General features: G+C 72.4%; 15 protein-coding genes. 11 read left to right on the top strand and 4 right to left on the bottom strand.

Annotation, left to right across the window (positions count from 1 at the left end):
- Positions 1-22: 22 nt before the first annotated feature.
- Positions 23-985, bottom strand: coding sequence for an ABC transporter substrate-binding protein (locus tag ACIBEI_RS13665; protein WP_398888232.1), 963 nt, complete (start codon positions 983-985; stop codon positions 23-25).
- A 670-nt stretch (positions 986-1,655) separates the two neighbouring features.
- Between ACIBEI_RS13665 and ACIBEI_RS13670 the strand changes: the two genes are divergently transcribed.
- The 4 genes from ACIBEI_RS13670 to ACIBEI_RS13685 all read left to right on the top strand — a co-directional run bounded on the left by ACIBEI_RS13670 (position 1,656) and on the right by ACIBEI_RS13685 (position 5,115).
- Positions 1,656-2,879: an NADP-dependent malic enzyme gene (locus ACIBEI_RS13670; protein WP_398888234.1), complete on the top strand. Its 1,224-nt coding sequence runs from the start codon at positions 1,656-1,658 to the stop codon at positions 2,877-2,879.
- A gap of 368 nt (positions 2,880-3,247) precedes the next feature.
- Positions 3,248-4,213 (top strand): zinc-binding dehydrogenase, encoded by a 966-nt coding sequence (locus ACIBEI_RS13675; RefSeq protein WP_398888236.1) that lies wholly within the window; start codon positions 3,248-3,250, stop codon positions 4,211-4,213.
- A 105-nt stretch (positions 4,214-4,318) separates the two neighbouring features.
- Positions 4,319-4,528 (top strand): helix-turn-helix domain-containing protein, encoded by a 210-nt coding sequence (locus ACIBEI_RS13680; protein ID WP_010984411.1) that lies wholly within the window; start codon positions 4,319-4,321, stop codon positions 4,526-4,528.
- Positions 4,528-5,115, top strand: a complete 588-nt coding sequence (locus ACIBEI_RS13685; protein WP_398888238.1) for a Clp protease N-terminal domain-containing protein — start codon at positions 4,528-4,530, stop codon at positions 5,113-5,115. The genes ACIBEI_RS13680 and ACIBEI_RS13685 overlap by 1 nt, the downstream gene beginning before the upstream one ends.
- 350 nt (positions 5,116-5,465) lie before the next feature.
- Here the strand turns inward: ACIBEI_RS13685 and ACIBEI_RS13690 are convergent, their stop codons facing one another.
- Positions 5,466-6,590, bottom strand: a complete 1,125-nt coding sequence (locus tag ACIBEI_RS13690) for a helix-turn-helix transcriptional regulator (RefSeq protein ID WP_398888240.1) — start codon at positions 6,588-6,590, stop codon at positions 5,466-5,468.
- A 1-nt stretch (position 6,591) separates the two neighbouring features.
- Positions 6,592-7,710 carry a hypothetical protein gene (locus tag ACIBEI_RS13695; RefSeq protein WP_398888242.1) on the bottom strand — a complete coding sequence of 373 codons (1,119 nt, stop codon included), beginning with the start codon at positions 7,708-7,710 and terminating at the stop codon, positions 6,592-6,594.
- A 152-nt stretch (positions 7,711-7,862) separates the two neighbouring features.
- Here ACIBEI_RS13695 and ACIBEI_RS13700 point away from each other — a divergent pair, with 152 nt between their 5' ends.
- The gene (locus ACIBEI_RS13700) at positions 7,863-8,717 is read left to right on the top strand and encodes a hypothetical protein (RefSeq protein ID WP_398888244.1); all 855 of its coding nucleotides are present in this window, start codon (positions 7,863-7,865) and stop codon (positions 8,715-8,717) included.
- Positions 8,718-9,477: 760 nt separating this feature from the next.
- Here ACIBEI_RS13700 and ACIBEI_RS13705 read toward each other — a convergent pair.
- Positions 9,478-9,660, bottom strand: a complete 183-nt coding sequence (locus ACIBEI_RS13705) for a DUF6104 family protein (RefSeq protein WP_398888246.1) — start codon at positions 9,658-9,660, stop codon at positions 9,478-9,480.
- Between the two features lie 214 nt (positions 9,661-9,874).
- Between ACIBEI_RS13705 and ACIBEI_RS13710 the strand changes: the two genes are divergently transcribed.
- From ACIBEI_RS13710 to ACIBEI_RS13735, 6 genes are all read left to right on the top strand, one after another.
- Entirely contained in the window at positions 9,875-10,285 is a 411-nt protein-coding gene (locus tag ACIBEI_RS13710; RefSeq protein ID WP_307521506.1) for a CU044_2847 family protein, read from the top strand.
- Positions 10,282-12,378 (top strand): trypsin-like peptidase domain-containing protein, encoded by a 2,097-nt coding sequence (locus ACIBEI_RS13715; RefSeq protein WP_398888248.1) that lies wholly within the window; start codon positions 10,282-10,284, stop codon positions 12,376-12,378. The genes ACIBEI_RS13710 and ACIBEI_RS13715 overlap by 4 nt, the downstream gene beginning before the upstream one ends.
- Before the next feature lie 157 nt (positions 12,379-12,535).
- Complete coding sequence (locus ACIBEI_RS13720) at positions 12,536-13,555, top strand: AAA family ATPase (RefSeq protein WP_398888344.1); 1,020 nt, start codon at positions 12,536-12,538, stop codon at positions 13,553-13,555.
- A gap of 5 nt (positions 13,556-13,560) precedes the next feature.
- On the top strand, positions 13,561-16,686 hold the full coding sequence (locus ACIBEI_RS13725; protein WP_398888250.1) for an SAV_2336 N-terminal domain-related protein: 3,126 nt from the start codon (positions 13,561-13,563) through the stop codon (positions 16,684-16,686).
- 90 nt (positions 16,687-16,776) lie between these two features.
- Positions 16,777-17,025: a hypothetical protein gene (locus tag ACIBEI_RS13730; RefSeq protein ID WP_398888252.1), complete on the top strand. Its 249-nt coding sequence runs from the start codon at positions 16,777-16,779 to the stop codon at positions 17,023-17,025.
- Positions 17,022-18,314, top strand: coding sequence for an aKG-HExxH-type peptide beta-hydroxylase (locus ACIBEI_RS13735; protein WP_398888254.1), 1,293 nt, complete (start codon positions 17,022-17,024; stop codon positions 18,312-18,314). Before ACIBEI_RS13730 ends, ACIBEI_RS13735 begins: the two co-directional genes overlap by 4 nt.
- Positions 18,315-18,342: the final 28 nt, after the last annotated feature.

Raw genomic sequence — 18,342 nt, forward strand, 5'->3', positions numbered from 1 at the left:
TTCAGTGCCGCTGGGAACGCGGTCACTTGCCGCCGTTGAGGGTGGCTTCCTTGACGGCGCCGGCCTCGACGCCCCACTTCGCGATGATCTTGTCGTACTCGCCGTTCTTGATGATCGCGTCGAGCGCGGCCTTCAGGGCGTCCCGCAGCTCGGTGTTCGACTTGGCGATCGCGATGCCGTACGGAGCGGCCTCGACCTGCTCGCCGACGACCTCGAAGTCCTTGCCGCCACCGGAGGTCTTCGCCGCGTACGCCGCGACGGGGAAGTCCGAGGAACCGGCGTCGGCGCCGCCGGCGCGCAGCCGGGTCTGGGCCTGCTGGTCGTTGTCGAAGGCCTCGATGGAGAGCTTCTTGCCGGCCGGGCACTTCTTGGCCTGGGCCTTGGCCAGGTCGTTCGAGACGGTGTTGCGCTGCACCACGATCTTCTTGCCGCAGAGGTCGTCCCAGGTCTTGATGCCCTGGTCGTCGCCCTGCTTGGTGTAGATCGAGACGCCCGCGGTGAAGTAGTCGAGGAAGTCGACGCCCTCGCCGACCTTCTTGCCGGTGTCGGCGTCGATGCCCTCCTGGCGGTCCTTGGTGTCCGTCATCGCCGACATCGCGATGTCGTACCGCTTGGAGCGCAGGCCGGTGAGCAGGGTGTCGAACGTGCCGTTCTCGAACTCGAACTTCACGCCGAGCTGCTTGCCCATGGCGTCGGCGAGGTCGGGGTCGATGCCCACGGTCTTGCCGGAGTCGTCCTTGAACTCGACGGGTGCGTACGCGATGTCCGAGCCGACCTTGATGACGCCCTTGTCGCGGATGGCCGCGGGCAGCTGGTCGGCGAGCGGGGCCGCGCTGGAGTCAGCGGTCTCCGAGCTGCCGCTGTCCTTGTCCTTGGTCTGGTCACCGCAGCCGGTCAGCAGCAGGGCGCCTGCGACCGCGATCGCACCGACCGCGGCTATCCGGGACTGCGCGGCGGTCGTACGACGGGTGGAGCTTGCGGTCATGGTGGGTTCCTCCGGCGGGTGGGTGGAGTTGCCGATGGGTCGGCAGTAGCCGATGGGTCGACGAGAACACACACCTTCGGGTGTCGCGACCTCGTGTGATTACGGCATCTTGCCATTCGGACTCGCGCCTTCAGGGTGCCCGCCATGTCAAAATCGGATAACGGGTGACCCCCGAACCGGACCGAGCCGGTCCGTCGAAGCCGGATCTTGTGCGGAAAACCCCCCGTCACGGCCGGAAGATCTTCGGTGTACTGGGCGAAACGGGCGACCGCTTCTCCGCACATATGGCGATTCGGGGCGTATTGGTGGATGGTTCGCGAAATGGGCGCGTTCGCCATATTCGACCATGAGTCATGTCACCGTTATGTGACCTCCGCTCTCCGGTATCCGGTCCGCTTTCGGTCTGTTTCCGGCTCGCGGTCCTCCGGTATGCGGCCTTCCGCCGTCGACGTGTGACCTTCGCGCCATGGACTCGTCTGCGGTGCGGTCCGTCCGGTAAGAAGGTTCCTTACACCCCTCATCCGGGGCTCAGGGCGCGTGTGCGGCGCGCCCGTCGCGTATGACCCGTACGTATACGTACGTAACCGTCATCTGGGACCTACGCGGTGCCCGCCTGCTCCTCACCCGGAGCGGAGACCCTCAACCATTAAGACTTAAGGGGTAAAACAAAGTGGCAGCGGAGATCGTCAATCCTCGCAGCGACAGCAGTACGGATCAGGAAGGCGGGGCGGAGCCCCTCGATTCCTTCGACCCGGCATTCGCGCTGCACCGCGGCGGCAAGATGGCCGTGCAGGCCACGGTGCCCGTCCGTGACAAGGACGACCTGTCCCTGGCGTACACGCCCGGCGTCGCGAAGGTCTGCACGGCCATCGCGGAGCAGCCGGAACTCGTCCACGACTACACGTGGAAGTCGTCCGTGGTCGCCGTCGTGACCGACGGCACCGCCGTGCTCGGGCTCGGTGACATCGGGCCCGAGGCCTCCCTCCCCGTGATGGAGGGCAAGGCGATCCTGTTCAAGCAGTTCGGCGGGGTCGACGCCGTGCCGATCGCGCTCGCCTGCACCGGCGTCGACGAGATCGTCGAGACCGTGGTGCGGCTCGCACCGTCCTTCGGCGGCGTGAACCTGGAGGACATCTCGGCGCCCCGGTGCTTCGAGATCGAGCGGCAGCTGCAGGAGCGGCTCGACATTCCCGTCTTCCACGACGACCAGCACGGCACGGCCGTCGTCACGCTGGCGGCCTTGCGGAACGCCGCGCGGCTGACCGGGCGGAGCCTCGGGCAACTGCGGGCCGTCATCTCGGGCGCGGGTGCGGCCGGGGTCGCCATCGCCAAGTTCCTGCTTGAGGCGGGGCTCGGGGATGTCGCGGTCGCCGACCGCAAGGGCATCGTGTCGACGGACCGGGACGACCTGACGCCGGTCAAGCGGGAACTGGCCGCCATGACCAACAAGGCGGGGCTGTCCGGCTCGCTGGAAGCCGCGCTCGCCGGGGCCGACGTCTTCATCGGCGTTTCCGGCGGTACGGTGCCGGAGCCGGCCGTGGCCTCCATGGCCGAGGGCGCGTTCGTCTTCGCCATGGCGAACCCGACTCCCGAGGTGCATCCCGATGTCGCCCACAAGTACGCGGCGGTCGTCGCCACCGGGCGGTCGGACTACCCGAACCAGATCAACAACGTGCTGGCGTTCCCCGGGATCTTCGCGGGGGCGCTTCAGGTGCGGGCCTCTCGGATCACCGAGGGGATGAAGATCGCCGCGGCGGAGGCGTTGGCTTCCGTCGTCGGGGACGATCTTGCCGCGGACTATGTGATTCCGTCGCCGTTCGACGAGCGGGTCGCTCCCGCGGTCACGGCCGCGGTTGCCGCGGCTGCTCGGGCTGAGGGTGTGGCTCGGCGGTAGGCAGGTCGTCTGTCGTCTGTCGTCTGGCGCTTGTCGTTCTGCTTGAGGTTCGGGTCCCGTCCTGGTGGGCGGGGCCCGGATTTTTTTGTGCGGGGAGATTTTTTGCTTCAGGGTTCGGCCGGGTGGGTGAGTGCGGGTTGTTCGTGGCTGGTCGCGCAGTTCCCCGCGCCCCTTAAAAGCAGGGGCTACCGCCCCCAAGGCAAAAGACCGGGGCGCAGCCCTGTCTGTCAGGGGCGCGGGGAACTGCGCGCTCAGCACCCGCCGAACCCGCACCCGCACATTCGGCCGAAACCCACCCAACCGGCGGGACACGCGTCACAGGGGGACGTGGTTCCGTCGGGAGGCCGGTGGAGCCTAGGGTCGAGGACATGTTCGCTGCCTACGCTGCTCGTATTGACCGGGACCAGCCCTTGAACGGCCTTGAGTTGGGGGAGCGGCCCGCTCCCGCGGCACGGGACGGCTGGACGACCGTGAACGTCAAGGCCGCCTCCCTGAACCACCACGACCTCTGGTCGCTGCGCGGCGTGGGGCTCGCCGAGGACAAGCTGCCGATGATCCTCGGATGCGATGCCGCCGGCGTCGACGAGGACGGCAACGAGGTCGTACTGCACTCCGTCATCGGGCAGACGGGACACGGCGTCGGCCCCAAGGAACCGCGCTCCATCCTCACCGAGCGGTACCAGGGCACCTTCGCCGAGCAGGTCTCCGTGCCCGCGTGGAACGTCCTGCCCAAGCCCAAGGAGCTCTCCTTCGAAGAGGCGGCCTGTCTGCCCACCGCGTGGCTGACGGCGTACCGCATGCTCTTCACCAACGCCGGTGTACGCCCCGGTGACTCGGTTCTCGTACAGGGCGCCGGAGGCGGTGTCGCCACCGCCGCGATCGCGCTCGGGAAGGCGGCCGGGCTACGGGTGTTCGCGACCAGCCGAGACGAGGCCAAGCGCAAGCGGGCCCTCGAACTGGGCGCGGTGGAGGCCGTGGAGTCCGGCGCGCGGCTGCCGCAGCGCGTGGACGCCGTCATCGAGACGGTCGGCGCCGCCACTTGGTCCCACTCGGTCAAGTCCCTGAAGCCCGGCGGCACCCTGGTCATCTCGGGTGCCACGAGCGGCGACCGCCCCTCGCACGCCGAACTGACCCGGATCTTCTTCCTCGAACTCAAGATCGTCGGCTCCACGATGGGCACGAAGGACGAGCTGGAGGACCTGCTGTCCTTCTGCGCCGCCACCGGTGTCCGTCCCGTCATCGATGAGGTCCTTCCGCTGGACCGGGCCCGCGAGGGCTTCGAGCGGATGGAGTCCGGTGAACTCTTCGGCAAGGTCGTTCTGACCACCCCCTGACGCCGTTCCGGGCCTGGGTGCGGGTTTCGCGCGCCCAGGGTCTCGCACACCCTTGAGTGTCAACTTCAGTTGACATTCGAGGGTCTGTCAATCTAAGTTGACATCATGACCGAAGCAACGGATCTCGCCGAGCGCGCGGGCGACCGTGATCCGCGGATCGGGCTGCGGGCCGTCTCCGCGTTGCGGCGGCTGCTTGAGCAGCTCGAAGCGGTTCAGGTGCGCAGTGCGCGCAATCAGGGTTGGTCGTGGCAGGAGATCGCCGCGGAACTGGGTGTCAGCAGGCAGGCCGTGCACAAGAAGTACGGGAGGCAGTGATGTTCGAACGGTTCACCAGGGACGCCCGGGCGGTGGTGCTCGGCGCGGTCGACCACGCCGAGCGGCTGCACGCGGAGACGGTCGAGGAACAGCACGTACTGCTGGCGCTGCTCGACCGTGAGGCCAGCCGCGCGTCCTTCGCCCTCATGTCGCTGGGGCTCGCGGAGCGCAAGGAGTCCGTCGAGCAGGCGCTGGCCGAGGCACGGCGTCGCGGCGGGCTCTCCCGCGCCGACACGGACGCGCTCTCCGGGCTGGGCATCGACGTCTCGGAGATCGTCTCCCGGGTCGAAGAAGCCCACGGCGAGGGCGCACTACGGTCCGGTAGGGCTGGTGCCGGGCGGGGCAGGGGTTGGTGGTCCGGATTCGTCGGTGGGCATCGGCCTTTCGCTCAGGGGGCCAAGGACCTTCTCACGGAGTCCCTGCGGATGGCTCTCGCCCAGCGGGACCGGTACATCGGCGACGAGCACCTCCTCCTCGCCCTTGCCGCCCGCCCCGGCGTCCCCGCGGAGGTCCTGGCCGACCACGGGGTGACATACGCGTCGCTGCGCCGGGTGCTGTACGGCGGGGGAGAGGCGAAGGCGGGCTGAGGGGGAGGGCTGGCCTTCGCTGTCGGCCTGGCGGGCCGCCACCGGATGGGTTCAGCGCCGGGCCACCACGGTTGGCCCGGGTAGGCCCGGTCGACCGTGGTGGCCCGGGCTGGGGCGACCCGGTCGGCCCAGCCCGTCGTAGGGGTCGGCGGCGGTGGGGCCGCCGCCGAGCTGACCATGCTGGGGCCGGTGCCGAACCGGCCATAGCGGGCCCGGTGCAGGACGACCATGGTGGGCCCCGCCCGTCGTAGGAGCCGGTAGTCGTGGCAGTGGGCCCACCGCCGGAGCCTGCCGGGGCCGGGGCGCCCTGGAGTCGATAGGCGCCCCCGCTGCGGCCGGCCTCCGCTCGCTCAGCCCTTGGGCGTCCGCAGCGCCGCCCCTATGTGCGCCGCCGCCGTCGACAAGTGGCGTCGGGCGTCACGCAGTTGCTCCTCCGTCACCCCGTGGTCGCGGGCCGCGTCGCGGATGTCGTCGCGGAAGCGGTCCAGGAGGCGGTCGAGGTCGCGGGCGGGGTCGCCCGTGGAGTCCTCGTGGGCCCAGGAGGGTTCGTAATCGGCGGGGAAGTCCTCAGGGGTGACCGTGTAGTCGGGCTCCCTTGTCCCAGCGTCGGCCCCAGCCCCAGCGCCGGCCCCGGTGCCTGCTCCCGTCCCCGCCCCCTTTCCCGTTCCCGGTCGGCCGAAGCCGAAGTCCTTACCGAACTCCTTGCCGAAGTCCTTTCCGAACTCGCCGAACTCCTTGGCCAGTTCGGTGATGCCCTCGCGCACGCCCGTCGGCCAGTCGCCCCGGGTGAAGTGGTCCTGCACTTGGTCCTGGACGCGCTTGGCGATGCGCTGGAGCTCCTCCTGGGCCTGTGCCCGCGCCCGCTCCTGCGCCTCCTTGGCCTGGTGGCGTGCCCGCTGGGCGTCCTCGCGGGCTCGCCGGCTCTCGTCCTTGGCGCGCCGGGCCTGCTCCTTCCACTCCTGCTTGACGCGGCGCATCTCCTCCTTCGCGATACGCCACGCCTCCTTGTCGCCATGGTCCGTGAAGTCCCCGTGGGCGCCCTCGTGTTCGGCGCGCTCGCCCCTGGCGCCCGCACCCGTGGAACTCCGCCGCGCCTCGCTCGCCGCCGCCCGCATCTCCCGGCGCAGATCACCCGCCGCGCCGCGCACATCGGCACGGATCTCCGCGGCCAGCTCGGCGACCGACTCGCGGATCTCCAGCTCCAGATCGGCCAGTTCGCCGCTGCGGTCGGCCAGCTCGGCCCGGCCCGCGTCCGTGATCGCGTACACCTTCCGGCCGCCCTCGCTGGTGTGGGTGACCAGGCCCTCGGCCTCCAGCTTGGACAGCCGGGGGTACACGGTGCCCGCCGACGGCGCGTACAGCCCCTGGAAGCGCTCCTCCAGGAGGCGGATCACCTCGTAACCGTGGCGCGGTGCCTCGTCCAGGAGCTTCAGCAGGTAGAGCCGCAGGCGGCCATGGGCAAAGACGGGAGCCATGTCAGAGCCCCTTCTCGTGGGTCGGGTCGTCGGTGACGCCGGCGTCGGAATGCTCGGTTGGGCCGGAGCCGGGGCCGGAATCAGGGCCTGCGTCGGGTGCCGCGCCGGGTGTGGGGGACTCGGCGGGACCGTCCGTCGGTGGGGCGCCCGGTCCGGCACCGACATGACCGCCGGGCACCGTGTCCTCGGGCACCGCGCTGTGCCCCTTGCCGTGCTCGGACCCGGCTCCAACAGGAACCGCGTCCTCCGGCTCATCCTCCCCGAAGTCCGTCCCCTTCTTGAAATCCACTCCCTCGTCCCATGGTTCGTCCTCCGAAGGGGGCCGCCGCAGCAGGGCGATGGAGCCCGAGACGGTGGTCGCCTTCAGCCGGCCATTCCCCGCGCCCAGCCGGCCCGTGATCTTCTTGGCGCCCCACTGGCCGCCGACCCTGAGGTCCTCGAAGGCGCTGGAGACCGTGCCGCTCGCCGAGTCCACCTGGACCTCCGCGTCGGCCGGATGCGGCAGGCGGATCGCGATCTCGCCCGAGATGCTGGTCAGGCTGATGTCGCTGGGCCGCCCCGCCGGGTCGAGGTCGACGATCACGGAACCGCTGACCGACTCGACCCGCACGGAGGGGCTGGAGCCCTCGATGACGGTCAGGTCGCCCGAGACGGAGTTGAGCCGGAGGTCGCCGGTGAGGGCCTGTGCCTCCACATTCCCCGACACCGTGTCCGCGCGCACCGGGCCGGAGAGACCCACGAGTGTCGTGTCGCCGGAGATGCCCTTCACCACCGCGCGCCCGTCGACCCCGGAGATCACGGCGGTGGCGCCGACCACGCCGACCTCGACGCGCGTACGCGCCGGAACGGCCAGGGAGACCACCGCGCTGCGGCGCCAGCCCTTGCGGTCGAGCCATTTGAGGAAGCCCTTCCAGGGCAGGTCCTCATAGGCGACCGTGAGTGTGCCGCTCTCCTGGGTCACCATCAGAGGTGGTCCCTCTATCGAGGACACTTCGAGCCTGGTGGAACCCTCGTCGACCCCCACGACGTTCACCGTTCCATTGGCGATGCGCACATGGAGGGCCGTCACCGGTTCGTCGAACGTGAGCTTGCCGGGCTCTGTGACGGACCACTCGGACATGGTGCTGACCTCCTCGGCCGGGGCGGGATGCGACGCGACACGCCATATCGCGTCTTCACTAGACACGATATATCGCGGGTCCGCGAAGTCAAGGCACTCGTTCTGGTGATCCTGGGGGTATTAATCCGTGCAAAACCCAATAATCTGGGCGCATGTCGCCCCATGAGCCGGAGACTCCGCAGGCGCCCGCGCCTCCCGACCGGGCGGCCGGCGCCCTGCTGCTCTGCCGCGCGGAACCCGAGGCGGTCGGTCCTGTGGCCCGGCTGCTGCGCGAGCGCATGCTGCTCGCCCGGGCAGGCCCGCGGTGGAGTGTGCTGGTTCCCGAGGGAAAGCCCTGGCTGCACGGCGGCGAACCGGTCGGCCGCGTCCTGACCGGCTGGGCCACCGCCCTGGCCGTCGGCGCCCCCTGGCCCGTACTCGCCCTGTGGTGGGACGCCGACCACGGCGGCTGCATCCTTGCCGCCGGCTTCCGCCGCCCGGTCGGCTACGAGTGGCTCGCCAACGGCACACCCGTGGGGGAGACCGAGGCCATGCGCGCTCTCGCCGCGCGCCTCGGCCTCAACCCGGTCCTGGACCTGCAGTCCCTCGACGACCTCACGGAACCAGACCCCGATGCCGACGCCCGGGCCCGCCTGCGCGGCCTGCTCGCCGTCCTCACGCGCGCGGGTGTCGCCCTCCCCGCCGGGCTCACCCCGGGCGAACCCGCAGACCGCCTCCGCGAGGCGGCCCGCGCCCAGGCCGACGCGCAGCCCCTCGAATGGTCCGGTTGGCGCCACGCGGTCCGCGCGGAACTCGACGTCGTGGAGCGGGGGTCACTCGGCCCCTGGCTGCCCTGGGCCAGCACCCCCAGGGCCCGCGCCCTGGCACTCGCCCAGGTGGTGGCGGGCCTGCCGCTCACCGCCTGGGGCGTGCGCCGACACAACGGCGGCTGGATCGCGGCGGGGGCGCTCCTGGTGGCGCACGGGGCGCTCGGACTGGCGTACGACCTCATGCGCCCGCGCGACTGATCCGGCGGCGAGCGCCGGAAACCCGAGCCCTCCGGGCAGCCGGGCAAGCCCGAGCGGAGAGGCCGAGGTAGCTCTCCGGAGAGGGTGAGTGGTTTCGCCGGGGCGGGTTTGGCGAGTTTGCCGAGGAGGTTGAGCGGGTCTGCCGGGAGCGTCGAACCGGCCTGCCGGATGCCGGAGTCCGCTGGACAGTCGAGCAGACTCGGAGGGGAGGGCTCAGGCGGGAGGTTGAGGGAGCTTTTCGGAGAGGGTGAGTGGTTTCGCCGGGGCGGTTCGGCGAGCCTGCCGAGGAGGTCGAGCGGGTCCGCAGGGCGACGTCGAACTGGCCCGCTGGAAGCCCGAGCCCGCTGGACAGCCGGGCAAGCTCGGGCGGGAGGGCGACAGGCCCGGGCGGGGCCTCTGGGGAGCCTTTCGGAGAGTGCGAGTGGCTTCGCCGGAGAGGCCGGGCGAGCCCGTCGGCGTGCCTCTCAAGAGCACCCGATCCACCCCCAACGACCTGGCCCCCATCCTGCTCCTCGCCGGGACGGGCGGGCGGATCCGACGCAGACCCCGAACCGGCCCGCCAGGTCCCCACGGTGAGCGGTCACGTCCGGCGTGAAGTCAGGCACGGTCCGCGACTGCCCCCGCCCCCGCCCCCGCACCCGCCAGGCACGGCCCGTGACCGCCCCCGCACCCGCCAGGCGCCCGCAGCCGCGGACCGGAGCCCCGGGGCCTGCCCGGGCCAGGCGCCCGCAGCCGCGGGCCGGAGCCCCGGGCCCGCCCCCTACTCCTCGTCCTCCTCGTCGTCCAGCCGTGCCAGCCAGGTCGCCAGGCGCTCGACCGGGACCTCGAAGTCCGGGTTGAGGTCGACGAACGTACGCAGCTGTTCGGCGAGCCACTCGAAGGTGACCTCTTCCTGGCCGCGCCGCTTCTCCAGTTCCTCGATGCCGCGGTCGGTGAAGTACATGGGGTGTTCTCCTGCGTGCGTCCGTGTTCCGTTTCCGGTCACAGCCTATGTACTGCCCGCCGGATCCGGTCGCCGGGAGCCGTCACCGACAGGTGCCCCTCGCACAGGTGCCCCTCGCACAGGTCCCAGGTCGGGAGTTAGCCTTCTCCTCCCCTGCGGTAGGGGAGCTTCACAGTTGGCAAAGGGAAACCGGCAGCGAACGGACGGGGGCGCCGTGGGTGGAGGGATCGAACGGATACGGCTCGACGACGGGACCGTCGTATGGGCGAGGGTCAGTGCGGCGGACGAGGCCGCGCTGGACGGGGACGGATATCAGGACACCGGGGTCGGGGACCGGATCGTCGACATGGCGGGCGGACTGGCGGACGCCGTCGGTGGCGTCGTGCGCTCCCTGCGCGCCGGTCTGGACACCCCGGCACCCGTCGAGGTGGCCGTGAGCTTCGGCATCGAACTGTCGGCGCAGGCAGGCAGGATCGTGGGAGCCATCGCGGGAGGCGGTGGCCAGGCTTCCCTTTCCGTGTCGCTGACCTGGACCGAGCCCGCGGGGCAGGCGGGCGCGGCGGGTGCGGGCCAGGGAGACGGCGGGGACGGGCAGCCCGGACCTTCGGCCTCCGGCACCGGATGAGCGCCCTTGAGGAGATGGTGCGCCCCTCGCTCGCGCGCATCGTGGCACCGGGCGACGGGTATGCACCGGACCGTGAGGAGTACTGGGGCAGCGGTTTCTTCATAGCACCCGGCTGGCTGCTGACCTGCGCCCATGTCGTGGGAAAGGGGGGAGCGGCCGTGTGGCGAAGTGGCAGCGCCGTCGGCGTGACCTGGCAGGGCGGCAGGACCACCGGCGAGGTGGTGCTCGCCAAACCGCGGCCCGAGGAGCCCGACGGGGCGCGCGGCAGCTGGCGGTTCCCGGACATCGCGCTTGTCAGGGTGCGGGGCGCGGACAACGCGCCGTGCGTCTGGCTGAGCGACCGGGCGCCGACCATCCCCGCTCCGGTCAGCCTGCACGGCTGGTCACGGCAGACCGGCGACCTCGGTATGCGGCACGGCATCGGGGAGGCCTCGGCCCTGGACGGCAAGGCGCTGCTCCTCACCGGCCAGACGCCGGTCGAGGGGGTCTCGGGCGGGCCCGTGGTCGATCTGCGGCACGGCGCCGTCATCGGCATGAACAAGGGGCGCGGCCGGCACGAGGGAGCCGCGGTCCCCATCACCGCGCTGCGCGAGCTGTACGACGTGCGGGGCGGCGAGATCCTGCACACCGTCATGGGGGAGCACGACCTCCACCACCTCGACCGCTTCAACGACCCCGCGGCGGGCGCGGACTGGACCAGGACCCAGACCCGGCTGCGCGGTCCCGGTGCCCCCGGGCTCGCTCCCGTACTGCGCGTGCGTCTCTACGGCCACTTCGCCCATCTCCCGCCGCCCGGCGGCCCGGGCGAGGTCATGCACCTCGTCCACGAGGTCAAGTCCCGTGTGGTGCAGGAGGACTACCGCTCGCCCATCGAGCACGACCCGCGCACCTGGCGGGAGGGCGCCGGACTCCTGCACGGCCTGCGGGACCCGGGCGACCACGGCGGCAGACCCGAACTCGCCCTCGACGCCGTCCTGTTGTACGCGGCCAAGGTGGCCAGGCACACCGCCTTCGACCACCCCGCCGGCGTGGACCGCGACCGGCTGCGCGACTTCACCGCCTGGATCACCGAGCAGGCGACCCTCTACGCGCGCCAGGCCATCCGAGAGGACATCGACGCCCTCCTGGACCGGCTGTCGGAGGAGACTCTCCGGACACCGGCGACCGTCGCCTCGGTGGCCGGGCCGACGTCGACGAGGGCGTCAGCCGGAGCACCGTCCCGCGCCCGGGCCGACGTCCTCGTCGACGTCGGGGAGCCCGTCTACGGAGAGCGGTACCCCCTGAGCGTCAAGCTCCTCTACGACGGCCAGGACGTCACCCCGCTCTACAGCAACGACCACGGCGTGCGCCGCGACGAACTGCACCAGTACCTGAGGGAACCGCTGGCGGAGGCCCTGCGCCTGGGTGACCGCGGCGAACACCTGGCCGCGGTCGAGGCCTTCCTGCCGCGCCGGCTGTTCGACGTACCGCTCGACGACTGGCGGATCGGCGCCGATGACGCCTGGGACGACGCCGACCTCTTCGACGAACAGTCCATGCCGCTCGGACTGCGCAGGGTCGTCGTCATCCGCGACCGTCGGCGCAACGCCCGGCCGGCCAGCCCCGAATGGCGTCGCAGATGGGCGGGGGTGGCGAACCGGCCGCTGTCCGCCGGGCCGCTGAGGGGTGAGGCGACGGCTCAGGGGCACCCGGAGGCGGGACGCCCGGAGGGCAGGATGGCGGCGTACGGCCGGCTCTCGGGCATGGGCGACGCGTGCGTTCCCGTCCACTGCGGGCCGGTCGGCAGCGGTCCCGGCCTCGACGCGATGGCGGCAGCGCTCGCCGCCGGGCACCCCCTGGTGCTGTGGCGCAGGGACGGCCACGACCACGAGGAGTGCCGCGGGTTCCACTCGCAGGCCGGGCAGTTGCTGGGTCTGGCGGGCGGGGCCGAGGGTCTGCACCGGCAGGTGCGCGAACTCAGGATCCGGGTGTCGGATCCCGACACGGCGGAGGGTCTCGTGGGCGACATCGCTGTACTGTTCGATCCGCCGGATCGTCCGCCGCACGGAACGGAACCCATGCAACCGCCCCTCATGGCAGCCCCCGACACGTGAATCGACTCCCAACTCCCTTGCCTCGCACGGATGTTCGCTGACCGGATTCGATACCGGACGAACAGGAAGCTCGGCAGGCCCGGCACACCGGCGGTAACGTCGTACATCGAACAGCCGGGACCCGCTGCATGATCACCAGAGCCGGGAGGAGCCCATGGTGAACGACTGGCGGATCTACCGCGGGGTGGGTCAGCCGCACGACGGTGTGCGGCAGTTACCCCCGCCGCCCCCTTGGCGGGACTTCGCGGCGGCACCCGACCGACCCGAGTCCGGACCGGACGACCCGAGCAGCGCCCGTCGACTCGGCGTACGGCGGCGCCTCGTGGAGAACTACGCGCCCCGGCCCGCCGAGGTCGACGCCGTCAACGCGGCCCTCTATCTGCGCCGCCCCCTCCTCGTCACCGGCAACCCGGGCACCGGCAAGTCCACCCTCGCCTACGCGGTGGCACACGAGCTGGGCCTCGGCCGCGTACTGCGCTGGCCCGTCGTCAGCCGCACCACACTCCAGGACGGCCTGTACCGCTACGACGCCATCGGCCGCCTCCAGGACGTCCAGCTGGAGCGCGCCCAGGGCGCCACCGCGGCGCCCGCGGCAGCCCCGTCCGGCATCGGATCGTACGTACGACTCGGTCCCCTCGGCACCGCGCTGCTGCCCGCCGAGGTGCCGCGCGTCCTGCTGATCGACGAACTCGACAAGAGCGACCTCGACCTGCCCAACGACCTGCTGAACACGCTGGAGGAGGGCGAGTTCGCCATCCCCGAGCTGGAGCGTGTCGCCGACCGCGAACCCGTCGTCGAGGTGCTCACCCATGACGGTCGCCGCGTGCCCGTGCACGGCGGACGCGTCGCCTGCACCGCCTTCCCGCTCATCATCCTGACGTCCAACGGAGAACGGGACTTCCCCGCTCCCCTCCTACGGCGCTGCATCCAGCTGGAGCTCGAACCGCCCGGCGAGGAACAGCTCACCGCCATGGTCGAGGCACACCTCGGCGGCGAGAGCGTCGACCAGGGCCGCGATCTCATCGACCGCTTCCTCGACCGGGAGCCCGGCGAGGTCGTCGCCGCGGACCAACTGCTCAACGCCCTCTTCCTCACCCAGCACACCCCCCACGCGGAGCGCCTCACCCGCGAGCGGATCGCGGACCTGCTCATGCACCCACTCGACCGCTCGCGGTGAGCCGGATGCACGGGATGCATCTGGAGGACCTGATCGGCAGGCTGCGCCGGGGCGGTCTCGACCCCACCGCCGAAGAGGTGGCCGACGCCGTCTGGCTGTCCCGGTGGCTCGACCCGGCGCCGCCCCGCGCCGAGCGGGACCGCAGGCAGGCGGACCCGTCCGCCCCGCCGGAGAACGGGACGGGGCCGACGATCCGCTCACCGGCGGACCACACCCCCGGGACCGGCCAGGAACCCGGCACGGACACCTCGCTCGGCGCCGTCCCCCTGCACACGGCGGGCGGCGGCGCCGGTCCGGGGACCGACGGCGCCCGGCAGGTCTTCCCGGTACGCGCCCCGGCGGCCACCGCGCTGCCGGGCCTGCTCGGCCTCGAACAGGCGCTGCGCGCCCTGGGACGCTACCGCGGACCCGCCGCCCCGCCCCGGGACGGAGCGATCGACGAGGAGGCGACCGCCGACCACGCCGCCGCCAGCGGAGTCCTGGTGCCCGTCCGCCGCCCGGGCCGCCGCCGGCGCTGCGACATCCAGCTCCTGATGGACACCGGCCCCGCGATGGCCGTCTGGGGGCAACTGGTCGAGGAACTGCGCCAGGCCTGCCAGCAGTCCGGCGCCTTCGGCAGCGTCCGGGTCCACCACCTGTACGCGGGTGACGGCGGCATCCCGCTCATCGGCACCACCGCGGGGCCCCGCCACCACACCCGGCTGCGCTCTGCCGACGAGTTCCACGACCCCACGGGCCGCTGGCTCACCCTCGTCATCAGCGACTGCGTGGGCCCCCTGTGGCAGAACGGCAGCGCACAGCGGCTCCTGCACGGCTGGCCCCGCACCTCGCCGCTCGCCGTCGTCCAGCCGCTGCCGCCCCGGCTCTGGGGCCGCACCGCACTGCCCGCCGAACCGGGGCTCCTGGTCAGGCAGGCGGAGACCGGCGGACGCACCACCTTCCTGCCCGACGAGGAACCCTGGGACGAACCGGCCGCCGACGCCCGCCCCGTGCCGGTGCTCCAGCCGACCCCCGAGGCCTTCGAGGCCTTCTCCCGCCTCCTGTCCGGCACCGGCCCCACCAGCGAACGGGCCTGGGCCGCCTGGACCACCCCCGCCCCCGCCCCGGCGGAGAACGTGCCCGCAGCGCCCCCCGCCCCACGCGGCGACGACGAACTCCTGCGCGCCTTCCGCGCCGGCGCCTCCCCCGGCGCGGTCCGCCTCGCCGTGTACCTCGCCGCGGCCCCGCTCACCCTGCCCGTCATGCAACTCGTCCAGCGGGCCATGCTCCCCGACACCGGACCCATGGAACTGGCCGAAGTCCTCCTGGGCGGCCTGCTCAGGCAACTGCCCGGCACCGAACGGCAGCCCTGCTTCGTCTACCCGGGCCGCGTCCAGGACCTGCTGCTCAGCTCGCTCGACCAGGACACCGCCGGACTGGTCCTCAAACACTGCTCCGCCTACGTGGAACGCCACTTCGGCAAGGGCACCCGCAACTTCGCCGCGTTCGCCGCCGCCCGCCTCGCCGACCACGGCACGACCGTCACCGCGACCGGCGTCACCGACGGCGAGCGACAGCAGGACGACCGGGGCGACGTCGAGGCCGAACTGTTCGCCCGCATCCCCGCCCGCGTCCTGCGCTTCTACCTGCCCGACCTGGAGACGCCCGTCCCCCTCGCCGAGGCCGAGCGGCTCCTCGGCCAGTGGCAGGCCCTGGCCGACCCGACCGTCCTGCGCCGCGCGAAGGAACAGGCCGAAGCAGCCGTACGCCAGGGCGGCACCGCCCTCCCCGACGCCGTACGCGCCCATGTGCTCCTCGGCCGCGTCCTGCGGGCGGAGGCCGGCACCGCGGCCGCGCGCACCGGCGACCGCCGTGCGGAGCTCCTCAACGCCGCCGTCGCCGAGTTCGCCCGCGCCCACCGCACGGCACCGGCCGGCAGCACCCACCGCGGCGAGGCCGCACTGGAACTCGCCGCGTCCCGGCACGAGTTGTGGCGCCTCACCGCGGACACCGCACACCTCACCGCCGCACTCGGCGTCCTCGGCGACCCGTCCGACCCGGACGCCCACTGGCCCGCACCCCTGCGCCGGGCGCGGCTGCTGCGCCGCGGACGCCTGCTGCTGGACCTGGACCGCCCGGAGGAAGCGGTACTCGAACTCCGTGAAGGATGCGCCCTGTTGGACAGCGAGGGCGCCCCCGACGCCGTACGCGGACCGGCCCTGCTGGATCTCGCCCGCGCCCTGCACGCCGCCGGGGCCGACGGAGCCGAGGCCCACGACGCCCTCGTACGCGCCGAACGCGCCGCGGCCGACGACCCGGCCCTCCGCCTGTCCTGCCTGGCCGCCCGGGCCGCCTTCCACGACGCCGCGGGCGACCACCCGGCGGCCGACGAGGCCTACGAGACGGCAGCCATGCTCGCCCCACCGGACAGCGTCCGGCGCTGCGAACTCCTCACCGCCTGGGGCGAGTCACTGCTCCGGCGCGCCTCCCGGCCGGACGGCGCCGGCATCGTCGACCGGGCCGAGAACGTCCTGCGCGAGGCCCTCAAGGCCCTGCCCGCCCGGTCCGCCCAGCGCGGCAGACTCCAGGGCCTCATCGGGAGCGCGCTGGCACAACGGTTCCGGCATCTGGGCTTCCTGCCCGACCTGTACGAGAGCCGGCATCTGCTGGGGCAGGCGGTCCGGTCCGCCGCCGGCGACGGCGTACAGGCCCAGTCCTGGCTCCAGTTGGGGCGGGTGCGCCTGGAACTGTGGCACCGGGCCGGGGCGCCCGTCCTGGCCGACGCGCTGCAGGCGTACGAGGGCGCGGAGCGCGAGTCCCGGCGGGCCTACGGCGACGACCCCGGCTCGGTGACGGCGGCCCGCGCGCTGCACGGCCGCGCCGCCGTCCTCGCACTCATGGGACGCCCCGCCGCGGCCGGCGAGGCCTACCGGGCGGCCCGCGACCAGTGGCAGCGGCTCGTCGGTGCGCTCGCCGAAGTCGACTGGGACGACGTCGAGTCGACCCGCGGAGCGGCGGAGGAACTCGCCGCGCAGACGGCTCCGCCGAGCGGGCGCAGGCCGCTGCCGGACGACGAGTGGAGCCGCGCCTCGCCGCCCTGGTACGCCTGGTCCGAGGAGCGGCTCAACCACGCGGAGCATGACCGGAGTTGATCGGTAAGGGTTTCTGATTCCCAAGCGTCGGGAAGAACTGGGCAGCCGTTGCGGCCGTGCGGGGCGGGCGTCGGCAGGGAGGAGCCGAGGGTGGGGGAGCAGAGGAATCGGGCGGCCGACCCTGGCCGGGACACCGGACGGACGGTGGCCCTGCCCGACCTCACCGACGTCGACCTGCGGACATTGCGTGCCATGGATGATCCGGGGCTCATCGCGGCTGTCGATCAAGTACTGAAGAGTTCCCGCGAGTTCGGGCAGGTCTGGTATGTCGGTGGCGAGGGCGAGAAGCATACGTTTCCGGTCACGGGCGCCTTACCGAGCGAGGAAGGCCAGGGATGACCCTGGCAGCAGTCCCCTTCGAGGTCTTCACGGAACTCGCGCGGACCCGGCCCCACCCTGCGGCCACCGCGGCACTGAGTGCCGCACTCCACGCGCGTCGCATGCTGCTTCTCAAGTCCCTCCTCGTCCTGGTCGAACAGCGCCGGGCCCGGCTGGCGCCCGAGGTGCGCCGGGGCTTCGAGCGGGACTGGGTACTGCTGGAGCGGGCGGAGCGGACAGATCCCGCCGCCGTCCGTGACGTCGTCGACTACCCGATGACCGGCGCATGGCTCACCGAGACGCTCGCGGCGCCCGAAGGTCCTGCCTTCGAGAGCCACCTGGCGCACCTGGGCGGCGTGGCCGTCGCCGCCGCCGTCCGTGCGGGCTGCCAGGTCGACGGCACGCTCAACCAGCCGTCGGGCACCCTGGTGCTGCCCGGACTCGGCGCGCTGCGCTGTCCGTCGGGCAGTGTCCGGCTGAGCGGCGGGGCAGGACTGGTGCGCCTCACGGACGGCGCGGGCGCGAGCGATGTGGTGCTGACCCGCCCCATGGCGCGGGCCGAGCCCGGCACACGGCGTCCCTTCGGCAGTGGGATCGGCTGGTCCGCCCTGCGTACCCTGCCCGGCGGCACGGTCGTCCTCGACGACCTCGACCCCTACCGCGTGCCGCGGCGCGGGATCGGTCCCAAGTCCCTGCCGGCGGCCCGGCGCCCGCACTCCGCCCACCGGCTGTGGGCCCGATCGTGGGGCGAGGCGCAGGCGCTCCTGTCGGCGACCGACGCCGGACGCGCGGCAGAGGCGGGCGCGGTGCTGCGCGCCGTGGTGCCGCTCATGCCGTTGGTGGGCGACACGGGTACCACGATGAGCGCCACCCTCCGCTCCGCTCCGGGCGCCGTGCTGACCCAACTGCCCGCCGACGCGAGGGAGCTGGCGGAGTCCCTGGTGCACGAGTCCCACCACACGAAACTGGCCGCCCTCCACGAGTTCGAGCCCCTGTACCGACCGGGCGGCGGCACCCTGCACCGCGTGGCGTGGCGGCCCGACCCGCGCCCGCTGTCGGGCGTGCTGCAAGGGGCGTACGCGCATCTGGCGCTCACCGACCTCTGGTGGCGGGCACGAGCCGGGCCGACCACTCCCGAGGCCTGGCGGCAGAAGGCCACGCAGCAGTTCGAGACGTACCGGGAACAGGTCGGGGAAGCCTTGTCCATTCTCCTCGAATCCGATGAACTGACCTTTGCCGGAAGGGAGTTCGTCCAGGAGATGGGCCGGCACCACGAGAGTCTCGGCGTGGCGACCCGAAATCCTGGGTGACACTGGGTGCAAGATCAGTCGCGTCGTG

It is taken from the genome of Streptomyces sp. NPDC050988 (assembly GCF_044456225.1).
Lineage (GTDB): Bacteria > Actinomycetota > Actinomycetes > Streptomycetales > Streptomycetaceae > Streptomyces.